Here is a 15205-nt window from a genome sequence, read left to right on the forward strand (position 1 = left end):
ATCTTCTTGTTATCCGCCGGTGGCTCAGGGGCTGCCGGCTGGTGTGACGGGTGCACCCGTCGTTCAGCCCCGCCCGCGCACGGCTTCCCCGGCGCGGACGGAGCCATGGCTCAGCGCGCCGCCCAGGCGTTGAAGCGTTCCTCCAGTTCCTCGCCGTGGTTGACCCAGAACTCCGCATCCACCAGCTGCGCTTCGGCCAGGTTCGCCGGCGCGGTGGGCAGTTGCGCCTGGGTGGCGGCGGGCAGCTGCGCCAGGGCGTCCTTGTGCACCGGGCCATAGGGGATCTGGCTGGAGAAGCTCTTCTGCGGCTCGGCCTGGCTGGCGAAGGCGATGAAGCGCTCGGCCAGGGCCTTGTTCGGGCTGCCACGGACGATGGCCCAGTGGTCCGGGTCGTAGAGGTTGCCGTTCCACACGATGGCGAGCTTGGAGCCCTCCTTCTGCACGGCGGCGATGCGGCCGTTGTAGGCGGCGGACATCACCACGTCGCCGGCCGCCAGCCATTGCGGCGGCTGGGCACCGGCCTCCCACCACTGGATGTTCGGCTTGATCTGGTCGAGCTTGGCGAAGGCGCGGCTGACGCCTTCCGGGGTCGCCAGCACGGTGTAGAGGTCCTCGCGCTTCACCCCGTCGGCCAGCAGCGCGGCTTCCAGGGTGTACTTGGCGCCCTTGCGCAGGCCGCGCTTGCCGGGGAAGCGCTGCACGTCCCAGAAGTCGGCCCAGGAGGTGGGCGCCGCCGCCAGCTTGCCGGCGTCGTAGGCCAGCACCATGGACCACACGTAGCTGGCCACGCCGCACTCGCTGAGGGTGCCGGGGATGAAGTGCGCGGCATCGCCGAGCAGGGCCGGGTCGATGGGTTCGAACAGGCCCTCCTCGCAACCGCGCAGCAGTTCGGGGCTTTCCACTTCCACCACGTCCCAGCTGACCTGGCCGATGTCGACCATGGCCTTCACCTTGGACAGCTCGCCGTTGTATTCGCCGGCCACCACCTTGGCCGCGCCGCTCTGTTCGAAGGGGCGGAAATAGGCGGCGTCCTGGGCGGCCTTGGTGGCGCCGCCGAAGGAGATCACGGTGAGCTTCCCGGGCTGGGCCTGGGCCGCGCCGACCGTGGCCAGCAGGGCGAGGCCGAGGGTGGCGGACAGGGTGGTACGCAAGGATCTGGACATGAGAACTCCCTCACTACTTTTCAGTTGTGTTCAGTTGTCGAGGCAGTTGTGGCCTTGGGGCCGGGTATCCGCGCGTGCACGGGCGCGGATGGTTTTCTTGTCATGGCGGCCGCGCGGCGAGGCGCGGCCGGGTCGTCATCGCGACCTCAGCGCAGCTGGAACCAGGTGGTCTTCAGCTGGCTGTACTTGTCGAAGGAATGCAGCGAAAGGTCGCGGCCGAAGCCGGATTGCCTGCCGCCGCCGAAGGGTACGGTGACGTCCAGCGCGTCCACGGTGTTCACCGATACGGTGCCCGCCTTGAGCGCGCGGGCGACACGGTGGGCGCGGTGCAGGTCGTCGCTCCACAGCGAGGCGGCCAGGCCGTAGACGCTGTCGTTGGCGAGGCGGATGGCTTCCTCCTCGGTGTCGAAGGCGCTGATGGCCAGCACCGGGCCGAAGACTTCCTCGCGGGCCAGGGTCATGTCGCCGCGCACGTCGGCGAACAGGGTGGGCTCGACGAAGTTGCTCGAGCCGTTGAAGGTCAGGCGCCGGCCACCGGCCAACAGGCGTGCGCCCTCGCCCTGGGCGCCTTCGATGAAGCCCATGACGCGGCCGGTCTGCGCGGCGTCGACGATGGCGCCGGCGCGGCTGGCGGGGTCCAGCGGGTCGCCGGGCATCCAGTCGCGGGCCTTGGCCAGCAGGCGTTCGATGAATTCGTCCTGGATGGAGCGCTGCACGTAGAGGCGCGAGTTGGCGGAGCACACCTCACCCTGGTTGAAGAAAATGCCGAAGGCGGCCTTCTCGGCAGCGAGGTCGAGGTCGCGGCAATCCTCGAACACCAGGTTCGGGCTCTTGCCGCCGCACTCCAGCCACACCTGCTTGAGGTTGGACTGGGCCGAGTAGCCCATGAAGTACTTGCCCACCTGGGTGGAGCCGGTGAACACCAGGCAGTCCACGTCCGGGTGCAGGCCGAGGGCCTTGCCGGCGCTTTCGCCCAGGCCCGGCACCACGTTGAGCACGCCCTCGGGGATGCCGGCCTCCAGGGCCAGTTCGCCCAGGCGCAGGGCGGAGAAGGGCGACTGCTCGGCGGGCTTGAGCACCACGCTGTTGCCGGCGGCCAGGGCCGGGGCCAGCTTCCAGGCGGCCATGTCGAGGGGGAAGTTCCAGGGCACCACGGCAGCGACCACGCCCAGCGCTTCGCGGGTGATGGTGGCCAGGCTGCCGGGGGCGGTGGGGGCCACCTGGTCGTAGAGCTTGTCCAGGGCCTCGCCGTACCAGGCGAAGACGTTGGCGGCGCCGGGCACGTCGATGTTGTAGGCGTCCATCACCGGCTTGCCCATGTCGAGGGAGTCCAGCAGGGCCAGCTCCTCGCGGTGGGCCATCATCAGCTCGGCGAGGCGCAGCAGCACCTTCTTGCGTTCCACCGGCGCCATGCGTGCCCAGGGGCCCTGGTCGAAGGCGCGGCGCGCACTGCGCACGGCCAGGTCCACCTCGGCCTCGCCGCAGGCGGCGACGCGGGCCAGCAGCTGGTTGGTCGCGGGGTTGATGGAGTCGAAGGTGGCGCCGGATGCGGCCGAGACCTGATGGCCGCCGATCAGTGCCTTGTCGATGAATGCCTGCCGGGCGGCGCGCTGCCGCCAGTAATCGAGATCGAACACGCTGCACTCCCACTCGACCGTCTTCGCGGTCTGGTTGTTATTCGTGACTGGGCTTGATGGTGCGACAGAGTTCGGCTGAGGAAAATTATTAAAAATATGCTCGGTGGATAAGAAAAAGCTCGGTAGCGGAAGCACGCATGCAGCGCCCTCCCGCCCTTGGCTCCAGCCTGGGGCGGCGGGCCTGCAGGGTGCGCCATAGGGGTGCAGAAACGCCGGAAAAAAGGACGCCTGTAGGGGCGAATTCATTCGCCCGCCGTTCCACCCCGCGCGCGCAGGCCGCTTCTTTTTTGTGGGAGCGGATTCATCCGCGATGGTGCTCGTCGACGCATCGCCGGTGGGCTGAAGCCCACCCTACGGTCTGCTTCAACTTCTGCGTTCGACCTATCACATCGGCGTGCGCATGGGCTTTCGTAAGGTGGGGCGGGCGGCGTTCCGCGAGCGGAGCGAAACCCACGCGGTGGAGGTGGCTGACTCACTCGCCCGCAGCCCACAGGCTGCCCTGTGGGAGCGGATTCATCCGCGATGAGCTCACCGACGCATCGTCGGTGGGCTGAAGCGGAGCGCCGCCCGGCCCACCCTACGGTCGTGCCTGGCCCGGCCTGGCGACCGGCAGTTCCATGGGCTGGTAGGTGAGCCCGGCGAACTCACCGGGTTCACCGCTGCACTGGAAGCCGTAGCGCAGGTATGCCCCCACCGAGGTCAGCGAGGCCCGGACCGTGATCGGATCCACCCGGGCGTGCGCGGTCATCGCCGTCACCAGTGCCTGGCCGATGCCCTGGCGCTGGTGCTCGGGGTCGATGAACAGCATGGCCAGGTGGCGGCCCTCCTTGAGCTCGAGAATGCCCCTGAGCGAGCCGGCGTCTTCGTAGACCAGCATCAGGTTGTCGCCCTGCAAACGCTGCAGGAAGGCCTCGGCAGCCGCCACCTTGGCGAACGTCTCGATGCCTTGCGCGGGCAGCGTGGGCGCGACCGAAGCATTGAAGGCCGCCATGCACAGCGTGCTGACCGCATCGATGTCCGCCGGCACCATCTTCCTGATTGCCATCCTCCGCTCCTTCGTCCTTGTGGCATGGCCGGCCACGTTAGCACCGGGCGTTATCCGGGCTGAAGCCTTGTGTCGGAGCGGTGCGTGCTGCAGGTGGATCAGCCCGGGTTCTCCAGGTAGTCGGCCAGGCGCAGGAGCATGGCGTCGCAGGCGTGGAGCTGTTCGAGGCTGATGAATTCGTCGGGCTTGTGCCCCTGGTCCATGCTGCCGGGCCCGCAGACCACGGTGGGGATGCCGGCCTGGTCGAACAGCCCGCCCTCGGTGCCGAAGGCGACGGTGCCGAACGCGCTGGAGCCGGCGATCCGCGCCAGCAGCCGCGCGGCGTCGCTGTCGGGTGGGGTGGCGAGGCCGGGGTAGGCGCTCAGGGGCTGCAGCTGGATGCCGGTGTCGGCCTGCACCGCCTGCATCTGCGGCAGCAGCTCGCCTTCGGCGTAGCACTGCAGCTCGTCCGCCACCTGCTGGGCATCGAAGCCGGGCAGGGCGCGCACTTCGAAGTCGAACTCGCATTCCGCCGGGACGATGTTCAGCGCCCGGCCGCCCTTGATCACCCCGGTCTGCACCGTGGAGAAGGGTGGGTCGAAGCGCGGGTCATGGTGCTCGACATGGGCCAGCCGCGTGCCGATATCGCCCAGCTTGCCGATCAGCCGCGCGGCGTATTCGATGGCGTTGACCCCATAGGGCGCGTAGGCGGAATGGCAGGCGGCGCCGCGCACCTGGCAGCGCATGGCCAGCTTGCCCTTGTGGCCGAGCACCGGCTTGAGCTCGGTGGGCTCGCCGATCAGGCACAGCAGCGGCTTGTGCGGGCGCTTTTCCAGCTCCGCGAGCATGGGGCGCACGCCGAGGCAGCCGATCTCCTCGTCATAGGAGAAGGCCAGGTGCACCGGCAGCTTCAACGGGCGTTCGAGGAAGCGCGGCACCGCCGCCAGCACCGAGGCGATGAAGCCCTTCATGTCGGCGGTGCCGCGCCCGTACAGGCGGCCGTCGCGCTCGCTGAGGCGGAACGGCTCCACCGTCCAGGCCTGGCCATCCACCGGCACCACGTCGGTGTGGCCGGACAGCACCACGCCGCCCCGGTCGCGGGGACCGAGGGTGGCGAAGAGGTTGGCCTTGGTGCCTTCGGGGTTGTGGAACAGCTCGCTCTCCACCCCGTGCGCGGCCAGGTAGTCGCGGATGAAGGCGATCAGCTCCAGGTTGGAATCCCGGCTGACCGTGGCGAAGCCGATCAGCCGCTCCAGCAGGTCGCGGCTGTTCGTCTCATTCATCGCCGGGCACCCCGTAGCTGGGCGCTGCGGTGGGGTCCAGGGCGCGGGTCACGTAGTCCTGCATCTGCGGGCGGTAGGCTTGCCAGAGGCCGTCGAGCTGGCCGATGGGGTCTTCGTCGGCCCAGTCCACGCGCAGGTCGACGATGGGCCAGGTGAGGTCATCCACCACCTTGAGCGCCGCCGAGTGCACCGGCCCGGCTTCGCCACCGGCGGCCATCGCCGCGTGCATGGCCGCCAGCAGGCGTTCGGCGAGCAAGCCCGGGGTCTGCTCGAAGGCGTGGACCATGGCGTCGATCACCTCGGTGCCGGAGAGCAGGTTGCCGGCCGCCACGCACTGTTCGCCGGCCACGGCGTTGTGCAGGCCGAGGGCCTCCTTGCCGCTGAACAGGGCGGTGCGCCCGGCGCCGTCGATCACCGTCACCTGGCGGTACTGGCTCCAGCCGTTGCTCCCGAGCGCCTTGCTCAGGGCTGCCTGCGGCTCCAGGTGCTGGTGCTCCAGCAGGTCGAGGATCTGCGGGCCTAGGGCCGGCAGGGTGATGTTCTGGGTGGCCACGGCGCCGACGCCGGCGCGCACCCAGGGGCAGCGGGCGCCGACGGCGATGCTGGAGGAGCTGATGGCGATGCCCAGCTGCCCGGTTTCCGCGCAGCGGCCAACGATGGAGAAGGTCATGGTTCGCTCCTCAGCCCTTGGGCTGCCAGTCGTCCGGGATCACCGCGATCACATCGATTTCCATCAGCCACTGGGGCTGGCCCAGGGCCGAGACCACCAGGCCGGTGGAGATGGGGAACACGCCCTTCAGCCATTTGCCCACTTCCTGGTACACCGGCTCGCGGTAGCGCGGGTCGATCAGGTAGGTGGTGGTCTTGACGATGTGCGAGAGGTCGCTGCCGGCTTCCTCCAGCAGCTGCTTGAGGTTCTTCATGGCCTGCTCGGTCTGGGCGCGCGGGTCGCCCAGGCCCACCAGGTTGCCCTCGAAATCGGTGCCGACCTGGCCGCGCACGTACACGGTATTGCCGGCACGCACGGCCTGGCAGAGGTCGTTGTCCAGGGTCTGGTTGGGGTAGGTGTCCTTGGTGTTGAACATGCGGATGCGGGTATGGGTGGGCATCAGCTGACTCCCATGATGCTGGCTTTAGGGGTTTGCGGCTCGCGGTAGCCGTCCTGGCTGCTGCCGTTGAGGCCGGCGTCTGCCTGGCGCTGCGAGGCGTCGCGGTATTCGAGGTACTTGCGTTGCGTGGCGATGTGGCCGGCGATGTGCTTGGCGTCGTGCCACACGCCCCAGATGAAGGTGGAGCCCCGGCGCGACAGCCAGGGCAGGCCGAGGAAGTACACGCCCGGCTCGCTGGAGACGCCGCGCTGGTGCTTAGGCTTGCCCTTGTCGTCGAAGGCGTTCACCTGCAGCCAGCTGAAGTCCACGGCGTAGCCGGTGGCCCAGATGATCGAGGTGATGCCGGCCTCGGCCAGGTCCAGTTCGAGGATCGGTCGGGTGATGCATTCCGGGTCCGGCAGCGTGCGCCGTGCCTCCGGCTCTTCCGGCAGGTCGAGGCCGTTGCGGGCGATGTAGGCGTCGGCGGCGTCCAGCAGCGACAGGTAGTTCTCGTCGCCCCGGGCGATGTTCTCCGCCAGGTCCGCCTGGAAGCGCACCTTGCCGCCCGCGAAGGACTGGGTCAGGCCGACCAGGGTGATGCCTTGCTGGGCCAGGGCGCGGAAGTCCACGGTGTGGCCGCCGCGGGCGCCGCTGACGGCGATGGTGACGTGCTCGCGACCCGGCTGCGCGGCTTCCGCGTCCCACAGGCCGAGCACCCCCAGCCACCAGCAGAAGTCGCGGTTGCGGTAGGAGCGCGGTGGGCGGTCGTGGGCGCCCACCGAGAGGTAGACCTGGCGCCCGGCGCGCTGCAGCTCGTCGGCGATCTGCACGCCGGAGGAGCCGGCGCCCACCACCAGCACGGCGCCGGCGGGAAGCTGTTGCGGGTTGTAGTAGGCGGCCGAGTGGAGCTGGTGGATGCTGCCTTCCGCCGGTGCGATGGCGGGGATCACCGGGCGCTGGAAGGGGCCGGTGGCGGAGACCACGCGGTTGGCCTGGATCACGCCGATGGAGGTCTCGACGGTGAAGCCGGGGCGGTCGGGGTTGCGCACCACCTTCTTCACCTCGACGCCGGTGCGGATCGGCGCGTTGATCTGTTGGGCATAGGCGACGAAGTAGTCCGCCACCTGCTCCTTGCCGGGGAAGTCGTCCGGGCCGACGTCGAATTCGCGTCCCGGGAAGCGGTCGTGCCAGGCCGGGCCGTTGGCCACCAGGGAATCCCAGCGGCCCGTGCGCCAGGCTTCGGCGATGCGCTTGCGCTCCAGCACCAGGTGCGGCACGCCGAGCTTGCCAAGGTGTTCGCTCATGGCCACGCCGGCCTGGCCCGCGCCAACCACAAGCGTATCGATTTCTATGGTTTCAACTGTCATGTCTCTGTCCTTCTGCAGGCGATTCGCGGTTGTCGGGTCGGTGCTGCGTGCACGCTGTTCAGTGCCGGAAGCGGGTTCGACGGTGACGCGGGCCGGGGGCGGAAGGAACGACGGGGCGCGGGTGGGGGGCATGCTGCACGTCCTCGTCGACCGTCTGCGCGGTCCAGGCTTTGTGAGTCGAGTGCAGTGGATGGTGCGATAGAGCGGTGCCGAGGAAAATTATTAAAAATATGCTCGCTGGATAAGAAAAAGCTCGGCAGGGCAGACCCTTCCGCAGCGGCGCCTGGGGTATGTTTCACCGAGGGATTGCTCCCACCCATAAGAACCAGCCGCACGGCCATGACCGAGGCGGCGAGCGACATGCCGAGGTGCCTCGTGGCGAACTACACCCTGCGACAACTCAAGTACTTCGTGACGACGGTGGAGTGCGGCAGCGTGGCCGAGGCCTCGCGCAAGCTGTACATCGCGCAGCCGTCCATCTCCACCGCCATCAAGGGGCTGGAGGAAAGCTTCGGCGTGCAGCTGTTCATCCGCCACCACGCCCAGGGCGTGTCGCTGACCCCCAGCGGCTCGCGCTTCTACCGCAAGGCCCAGGACCTGCTGCGCATGGCCTGGGAGTTCGAGCAGAACGCCCTGGCGGTGAACGACGTGGTGGCCGGGCAGATCGACATCGGTTGCTTCGAGACGGTGGCGCCGCTGTACCTGCCGGGGCTGATCGCGGGCTTCCGCGAGCGCTACCCGGGGGTGGAGATCCGCATCGGCGACGGCGAGCAGCAGGAGCTGGTGCAGGGGCTCACCGCCGGGCGCTTCGACCTGGCGATCCTCTACCAGCACGAGCTCGACGCCACCATCGAGACCGACCCGCTGATGCCGCCGCAGCGGCCCTATGCGCTGCTGCCGGAGAACCACCGCTTCGCCCGCCAGGCCGAGGTGTCCCTGCGTGACCTGGTGCTGGAGCCGATGATCCTGCTGGACGTGCAGCCCAGCCGGACCTACTTCGTCAGCCTCTTCGAGGAGCTTGGCCTGAGCCCCAACATCGGCTTCAGCTCGCCCTCCATCGAGATGGTGCGCGGCATGGTCGGCCAGGGCTTCGGCTTCTCGGTGCTGGTCACCCGACCCCATTCCGAATGCACCTACGACGGCAAGAAGGTGGTGATGGTGGACATCGCCGAAGCCGTGACCGGCTCCGGCCTGGTGGCCGCCTGGCTCAAGCGTGCCCAGCTGACCAAGCCGGCGCAGATGTTCGTCGACTACTGCAAGGAACACCTGCCCGGCGGCAGCGCGCCGGTGCCTTCCCCGGATTGACGGCCGGGCGCGAAAGCGGCGGCATTTGATCGAGAAGGCGTGCCCGGGATTGGTTGCGAGGCACCCCGCATCAGGTGAGCGTGGGAGCGAATTCATTCGCGAAAGCGGCCCGCAGGGCCGCCCGTCACGCCTCAACCCGCCCCGCATCCTCCAGCAACGCCTTCAACCGCTCGCCGTCCAGCGCTGGGCAGATGCCTTGCGGCTTCTGCATCACCGCATCCTCGGCGGCGAGCATGGCGTTGAGGATGGCCTCGTCCGTGCTTTCCACCGCCGCCAGGTAGAGGGCGTCGATGTGCTCGTCGTTGAGGCATTCCAGGCTGAAGCGCCCGCCGGGGGTGAGCTGGGGCAGGGCGCGCGGGTTGGCGACGCTGAAGGCGAGGAAGATATCCCCCGAGTTGTTGCCCCCCGGGGTGCCGCCCAGGCCGACGCCGAGGCCGGCGCGCTGGGCCAGGCGGCGCAGTTGGTGGGGCAGTAGCGGGGCGTCGGTGGCGAGCACGACGATGATCGAGCCGCGCTCGCGGTCCAGCCCCTGGGGCTGCTCGCCCAGGGCCTTGCCCACTGGCACGCCGAGCACCTTGAGCCAGTCGCGCTGGCCGTGGTTGGCCTGCACCAGGGCGCCCAGGGTGTAGGTCTGGCCGTCGATCTCCAGCACCCGCGAGGCGGTGCCGGTGCCGCCCTTGAAGCCGTAGCAGATCATGCCGTTGCCGCCGCCGACGTTGCCCTCGGCGATGGCGCCGTCGCGGGCGTCGGCCAGGGCGGCCAGGGCATCGGCCTCGGTGACGTGCTGGCCGTTGATGTCGTTGATCACCCCGTCGTAGGTCTCGGCCACCACCGGCATCGCCCACAGGTGGTTGGCCTCCCAGGCGCCGGCGTAGTGGTCGATGGTCCAGCGTGCGGCGGCGTGGTGGACGATGCCGACGCTGTGGGAGTTGGTGATGCACAGCGGCCCGACGAAGTAGCCGCCGTGCTCGATCCAGTGGGTGCCGGTCATCTCGCCGTTGCCGTTGAGGGCGTGGAAGCCGGCCCACACCGGCTGCGGCTCGGGCTCCAGGCCACGGGGGAGGATGGCGGTGACCCCGGTCTTGATGGGCTTGCCGTTGGCGGCGACGCCGTCGAGGGTGCGGTAGCCGACGCGCACGCCGGGTACGTCGGTGATGGCGTTGTTGGGGCCGGGCCGGCCGGGGACGGCCAGCCCGAGTTCACGGGCGCGTGGTTTAGCCATGGGCATTCTCGGCAGGGGAAGTGGCGGGCTTGCGGTTGCGCAGGTAGAGCCCGAGGGAAGCGATGACCAGCGAGGCGATCAGCAGCAGGGTGGCGATGGCGTTGATCTCGGGCTTGATGCCGCGGCGGATCATTCCGTAGATGAAGACCGGCAAGGTGGTGGAGTCGACCCCGGAGATGAAGTAGGTGATCACCAGGTCGTCCATCGAGATGATGAAGGCCAGCAGCGCACCGCCGAGCACGCCGGGGAGGATCTGCGGCAGGGTGATGCGGCGGAAGGTGATCCAGGGCGAGGCGCCGAGGTCGGCCGAGGCTTCTTCCAGGCGCGTGTCCATCCCCGCCAGGCGGGCGCTGACGATGAGGAACACGTAGCTGATGAGGAAGGTGCAGTGGCCGATGATGATCGATGTCTTGCCCAGGGGGATGCCGCTGTTGACGAAGAAGATCAGCAGGGCGATGCCGAGGACGATGTCCGGCATCAGCATCGGCAGGAACAGCAGCACCCGGTAGAAGCCCTGCAGGCGGAAGCGGTAGCGCGCCAGGGCGAGGGCGGTGAGGGTGCCGATCAGGGTGGAGATCACCGTGGTGCTCAGGGCCACCGTGAGGCTGGTGCGCAGGGCGGCCACCAGCTGGTCGGTGGATTCCACGTAGAGCGCGTTCTCGTTCAGCGAGCTGGAGAAGCCGAACAGGGTGCGGTACCAGTCCAGGCTGGCGCCGCTCCAGATCATCATGTTCACCGGGTTGGCGTTGAACGAGTAGGCGACGATCAGGGCGATGGGCAGGTACAGGAAGGCGAAGAAGGCCAGGCTGTAGCCGCCGAGCAGGCCGCGCCCCAGGCGGGCGATGAGGGCATTCATACCAGCCCCTCCTTCACCTGGGCGCGTGACTGCCAGCGCACGTAGAGCAGCAGGAACACCAGCATCGCGGCCATGATCAGCATCGCCAGGGCGGCGCCGAAGGGCCAGTTGCGCGCGGCGAGGAACTGCTGTTCCACCAGGTTGCCGATCATCACCACCCGCGCGCCGCCCAGCAGCGAGGGCACGATGAAGTTACCCAGGCTGGGGATGAAGACGATGATCGAGCCGGCGGCGATGCCCGGCAGGGTCAGCGGGAAGACGATGCGCCAGAAGCTTTGCCAGCGGCTGGCGCCGAGGTCGGCGGAGGCTTCCAGGAGCTTGCGGTCGAGCTTCTCCACGCTGGCGTAGATGGGCATGAACATGAAGGGAATGAAGATGTAGGTCATGCCGATCAGCACGGCGGTTTCGCTGTAGATCAGGTTCAGCGGCTGGTCGGCCAGGCCCAGGGCCTGCAGCGCCAGGTTGAGGAAGCCGGTGGGGCGCAGGATCAGCACCCAGGCGTAGAGTCGCACGATCAGGCTGGTGAAGAACGGCAGGGTAATGAGGAAGAGGAAGAAGTTGCGCCGCCGTTCCGGCTGCCGCGCCACCCAGAAGGCCGCCGGGTAGCAGACCGCGAGGGTCAGCACGACGGTCATCGCCGCCAGCTTGAACGAGCGCAGCAGGATCTCCAGGTAGACGATGTCGAACTCTTCGTTGCTGCCGTCGGCCCAGCCGAGGATGCGGCCGAAGTTGTCCGGGTAGAAGGACCATTCCACGCCGCCGTACATGCCCGGCTCCAGCAGGCTGTAGAGCGCCATGATGGCCATGGGCACGAGGAAGAAACCGACGATCACCAGGGTCGCCGGGCTGAGCAGGCCGACCAGGCGCAGGCGCGTGCGGGCCGCGAGGGAAAGCGAAGTCATGGGCGGTTCTCCTAGGCCAGCAGCAGGTGCGGTGCGTCGGTGGCGTACCACAGCTGCACCCGGGCACCGGCTTCGAGCTTGCCCATCAGCTCCCGCGAGGGTGCGCGCAGCACCGCCTTCACCGGGCAGCCGTGCTGGGTGCGCACGCTGAGTTCGAAGTCCTTGCCGATGAACACCTGTTGCAGCACGCGGCCTTCGAGGCAGGCGTGGCGCGCCGGGTCGCCCGGGCAGGCGAGGTGGAACTGCTCGGGGCGCAGCATGGCCTGGAGCTTCTGCCCCGGCGCCAGGTCGGCGCGGCGCAGGCGCAGGGTGTCGCCCTGAGCGGTGAGGAGCTCCACGGCGTCGCCGTGGTGGCGGGTGACGCTGCCGTCGAACAGGTTGCTCTCGCCGATGAAGCCGGCGACGAAGGCGTTGGCCGGGCGGTCATAGATGTCTTCCGGGCTGCCCAGCTGCTGCACGTGGCCGCCGTTGAGCACGACGATGCGGTCGGACATGGTCAGCGCTTCTTCCTGGTCATGGGTGACGAAGACGAAGGCGATACCCAGTTCGCTCTGCAGGTTCTTCAGCTCGCGCTGCATGCTCTGGCGCAACTGGCGGTCGAGGGCCGAGAGCGGCTCGTCGAGCAGCAGCAGGGCCGGCTTGTTGACGATGGCGCGGGCCAGGGCGATGCGCTGCTGCTGGCCGCCGGAGAGCTGGCCGGGCTTGCGCTTCTCCAGCCCGGCCATGCCCACCAGCTCCAGGGCATCGGCCACCTGGCGGTTGCGCTGGGCCTTGGCGACGCCACGGATGTCCAGCGCGTAGCCAACGTTGTCGCCGACGCTGAGGTGGGGGAACAGGGCGTAGTTCTGGAACACCGTGTGCACCGGGCGCAGGTGCGGGGGCACCTCGTTCATCAGCTGGCCCTGGATGCGCAGCTCGCCACCGTCGAGGGCCTCGAAGCCGCTGATCACCCGCAGCAGGGTGGTCTTGCCGCAGCCGGAGGGGCCCAGCAGGGTGACGAATTCATTGCCGCCGACGCACAGGTCGACGCCATCGAGGGCGCGCACGGCGTGGCCCTCCGGGGCACGGTAATGCTTCACCGCAGCGGTGATCTGGACCACCGGTGCACTGTTGACGATGCAGGTCATGGAGAACTCCGGCGGGTGCTGGCGCACCCGCTCTCTTGCTGGCTCAGTTGGCGGTGCGCACGCGGGTCCAGGCGCGGTCGAATTTCTTCAGGTCCTTGCCCAGGTCATTGAAGATCTGCAGCTTGGCCATGACGTCGGCCGGCGGGTTGACCTGCGGGTTGTCGCGCAGCTCGGCCGGCAGCAGTTTCAGGGCTTCGCGGTTGGGCGTGCCGTTCATCTGCTGCTGGGTGTTGAGGGCGGCGATCTCGGGGGTGAGGAAGAACTCCATGAAGCGCTTGGCGTTGGCCTTGTTCGGCGCGCTCTTGAGTACGCACATGTCTTCCTGGTACATCGTCGCGCCTTCCTTGGGGATGACGTAGGCGAGGTTTTTCGGGTCCTGCTTCACGTACATCATGGCGCCGACGAAGTAGTGTGCGGCGGCCACGTCGCCCGACTGCACCATGGGCACGCTGTCGTAGGTGAAGGCCGAGACCAGCGGCTTGCGCTCCAGCAGCCACTGCTCGGAGACCTTGAGGTCGGCGGCGTCCGTGGTGTTCACCGACTTGCCGTTGACGATCAGGCCGACGCCGAGGGTTTCGCGCATGTCGTCGAGCATGATGACCTTCTTGCCGGACTCGGCCAGGGCGAAGAAATCCGCCCAGGACTCGATCGGCCGATCCACCTTGGTCTTGTTGTAGAAGATGCCGACGGTGCCCCAGGCGTAGGGCAGGCACTGCTCGCCCTTGGGGTCGGACTTGGCGCGGAGGAAGGCCGGGTCGATGTTGGCGAAGGCCGGGCTGGCGCCGATGTCGGTCTTCTCCAGCAGGCCCAGGGCGGACATGGTGTCGTGCATGTGCACCGAGGGGAATACGATGTCGTAGCCGGTGGCACCGGCCTGCAGCTTGGCGAGCATCTCCTCGTTGCTGCCGTAGGTGTCCAGTGAGACCTTGACGCCGGTTTCGGCGGTGAAGCGCTTGAGGACTTCGGGGTTGATGTAGTCACCCCAGTTGTACAGGTGCAGTTCTTCGGCGGCGTAACTGCTGCCGGCGGCCAGCAGCAGGGAGCCTGCGAGCAGGCGTGACGCGAGGCGTCGCAGGGGGTGGCGCGAGGTTGGAGCGGGCATGTTCCTGTTCTCCGTTCTGGGCCCTGCGCGGTTTGGCTCGGGCCTGGCTGGGGCAGCTCTTGCATGGCCTTGCGGCCGAAGTGAAAGCGGAAGAATCGGTGTTTTTATTTTTTGCCTCGCCGTGGAGCATAAAGTATGTTTCTTCCATTGATCAATACGTTGACATTAATCTTCCAATAATCGACAGGGAACCGGGCATGCTGGACAGCAAAGTGGAGCAGATCGACGGCAAGCTCACGCCGAACGAACGCACCCTGTGGGCCTATATCCAGGCGAACCTGGAGACCATCGCCTTCGAGAGCGGCGCCAGCCTGGCGGAGAAGAGCGGGGTCAGCCCCAACACCGTCAGCCGCTTCCTGCGGCGCCTCGGCTACAAGGGGCTGAAGAGCCTTAAGGAAGAGCTGCGCGACGACATCCGCGTGCAGTCGCTGCTCAACACCACGCTGATCGAGCGGGTGGAGAAGCAGCCGGACGACCTGCTCGCCCACCTCAACGAGGAGATCGATGCGCTGGTCAGCTTCGGCAGCCAGCTCAACAGCCAGCACTGGCAGGACATCGTCACCCGCGTGGCCGGCGCCGAGCGCGTGTTCGTCTGCGGCTTCCAGACCATCCGTGGCCTGGCCGAGGACTTCGCCAGCCGCCTGTCCCTGGTGCGCTCGGGGGTGGAGTTCCTCGACCTCTACCGCGGCGTGCTGGGCCAGTGGGTGGACAGTCGCGACGAGCGCTGCTGCGTGGTGCTGATCGATATCGCGCCCTATGCCGATGTCGGCATCGCCTTCGCCAACACCCTCAAGGAGGACACCGACCTGGTGGTGTTCACCGACGAATACGGCATCGCCCGGCACATCTCCACGCCCTGGATCGTCACCATGAAGACCAAGACGGGGTTGATCCTCGAATCCACCGGCGGCCTCACCAGTGCCCTCAACGTGCTGTTGCACTGCGTCGCCGCCCAGCGCAAGGGCGAGCTGAAGGAGCGCCTCGGCGCCTATCGCGCACGGGTGGAAAGCCTGCAGCTGTACCGCACCTGATACCCCGCTCGCCCGAGCCGGGCACGGCTCACCCCGGCTGGCGCCCAGCCGGGGGCTTGCACAAGTTGTCCGGAATTATCCCCTTTTGTCCGTTTATA

Annotated in this window: 14 protein-coding genes; 2 read left to right on the forward strand and 12 right to left on the reverse strand. The window is 68.0% G+C overall.

Going from position 1 to position 15205, the window contains the following annotated elements; genetic code table 11:
• Positions 1-110: 110 nt before the first annotated feature.
• From OEJ36_RS03675 to OEJ36_RS03705, 7 genes are all read right to left on the reverse strand, one after another.
• Complete coding sequence (locus OEJ36_RS03675; RefSeq protein ID WP_263400419.1) at positions 111-1163, reverse strand: ABC transporter substrate-binding protein; 1053 nt, start codon at positions 1161-1163, stop codon at positions 111-113.
• 146 nt (positions 1164-1309) lie between these two features.
• Positions 1310-2800: an aldehyde dehydrogenase gene (locus OEJ36_RS03680; RefSeq protein WP_263400420.1), complete on the reverse strand. Its 1491-nt coding sequence runs from the start codon at positions 2798-2800 to the stop codon at positions 1310-1312.
• 577 nt (positions 2801-3377) lie between these two features.
• The gene (locus OEJ36_RS03685) at positions 3378-3845 is read right to left on the reverse strand and encodes a GNAT family N-acetyltransferase (RefSeq protein WP_263400421.1); all 468 of its coding nucleotides are present in this window, start codon (positions 3843-3845) and stop codon (positions 3378-3380) included.
• A 98-nt stretch (positions 3846-3943) separates the two neighbouring features.
• Positions 3944-5107, reverse strand: a complete 1164-nt coding sequence (argE, locus tag OEJ36_RS03690) for an acetylornithine deacetylase (protein ID WP_263400422.1) — start codon at positions 5105-5107, stop codon at positions 3944-3946.
• Positions 5100-5777, reverse strand: a complete 678-nt coding sequence (locus OEJ36_RS03695) for a DUF1028 domain-containing protein (protein ID WP_263400423.1) — start codon at positions 5775-5777, stop codon at positions 5100-5102. The genes argE and OEJ36_RS03695 overlap by 8 nt, the downstream gene beginning before the upstream one ends.
• Before the next feature lie 10 nt (positions 5778-5787).
• Positions 5788-6216: a RidA family protein gene (locus OEJ36_RS03700; protein ID WP_021218265.1), complete on the reverse strand. Its 429-nt coding sequence runs from the start codon at positions 6214-6216 to the stop codon at positions 5788-5790.
• The gene (locus tag OEJ36_RS03705) at positions 6216-7562 is read right to left on the reverse strand and encodes a flavin-containing monooxygenase (protein WP_263400424.1); all 1347 of its coding nucleotides are present in this window, start codon (positions 7560-7562) and stop codon (positions 6216-6218) included. Before OEJ36_RS03705 ends, OEJ36_RS03700 begins: the two co-directional genes overlap by 1 nt.
• Before the next feature lie 375 nt (positions 7563-7937).
• Between OEJ36_RS03705 and OEJ36_RS03710 the strand changes: the two genes are divergently transcribed.
• On the forward strand, positions 7938-8867 hold the full coding sequence (locus tag OEJ36_RS03710) for a LysR substrate-binding domain-containing protein (RefSeq protein ID WP_263400442.1): 930 nt from the start codon (positions 7938-7940) through the stop codon (positions 8865-8867).
• A gap of 124 nt (positions 8868-8991) precedes the next feature.
• Here the strand turns inward: OEJ36_RS03710 and OEJ36_RS03715 are convergent, their stop codons facing one another.
• From OEJ36_RS03715 to OEJ36_RS03735, 5 genes are read right to left on the reverse strand one after another with little or no spacing between them, the layout of a single operon-like run.
• On the reverse strand, positions 8992-10089 hold the full coding sequence (locus tag OEJ36_RS03715) for a P1 family peptidase (RefSeq protein WP_263400425.1): 1098 nt from the start codon (positions 10087-10089) through the stop codon (positions 8992-8994).
• Positions 10082-10945, reverse strand: a complete 864-nt coding sequence (locus OEJ36_RS03720) for an ABC transporter permease (RefSeq protein WP_263400426.1) — start codon at positions 10943-10945, stop codon at positions 10082-10084. The genes OEJ36_RS03715 and OEJ36_RS03720 overlap by 8 nt, the downstream gene beginning before the upstream one ends.
• On the reverse strand, positions 10942-11847 hold the full coding sequence (locus OEJ36_RS03725; protein WP_263400427.1) for an ABC transporter permease: 906 nt from the start codon (positions 11845-11847) through the stop codon (positions 10942-10944). Before OEJ36_RS03725 ends, OEJ36_RS03720 begins: the two co-directional genes overlap by 4 nt.
• An 11-nt stretch (positions 11848-11858) precedes the next feature.
• Complete coding sequence (locus OEJ36_RS03730; RefSeq protein WP_263400428.1) at positions 11859-12974, reverse strand: ABC transporter ATP-binding protein; 1116 nt, start codon at positions 12972-12974, stop codon at positions 11859-11861.
• Between the two features lie 43 nt (positions 12975-13017).
• Positions 13018-14076 (reverse strand): spermidine/putrescine ABC transporter substrate-binding protein, encoded by a 1059-nt coding sequence (locus OEJ36_RS03735; RefSeq protein WP_263400429.1) that lies wholly within the window; start codon positions 14074-14076, stop codon positions 13018-13020.
• A 197-nt stretch (positions 14077-14273) separates the two neighbouring features.
• On the opposite strand from OEJ36_RS03735, the gene OEJ36_RS03740 reads away from it, so the two are divergent.
• Positions 14274-15107 (forward strand): MurR/RpiR family transcriptional regulator, encoded by an 834-nt coding sequence (locus tag OEJ36_RS03740; RefSeq protein ID WP_021218273.1) that lies wholly within the window; start codon positions 14274-14276, stop codon positions 15105-15107.
• Positions 15108-15205: the final 98 nt, after the last annotated feature.

The sequence above is a fragment of the Pseudomonas sp. PDM13 genome (assembly GCF_025685765.1).
GTDB classification, from domain to species: Bacteria; Pseudomonadota; Gammaproteobacteria; order Pseudomonadales; family Pseudomonadaceae; genus Metapseudomonas; species Metapseudomonas solani.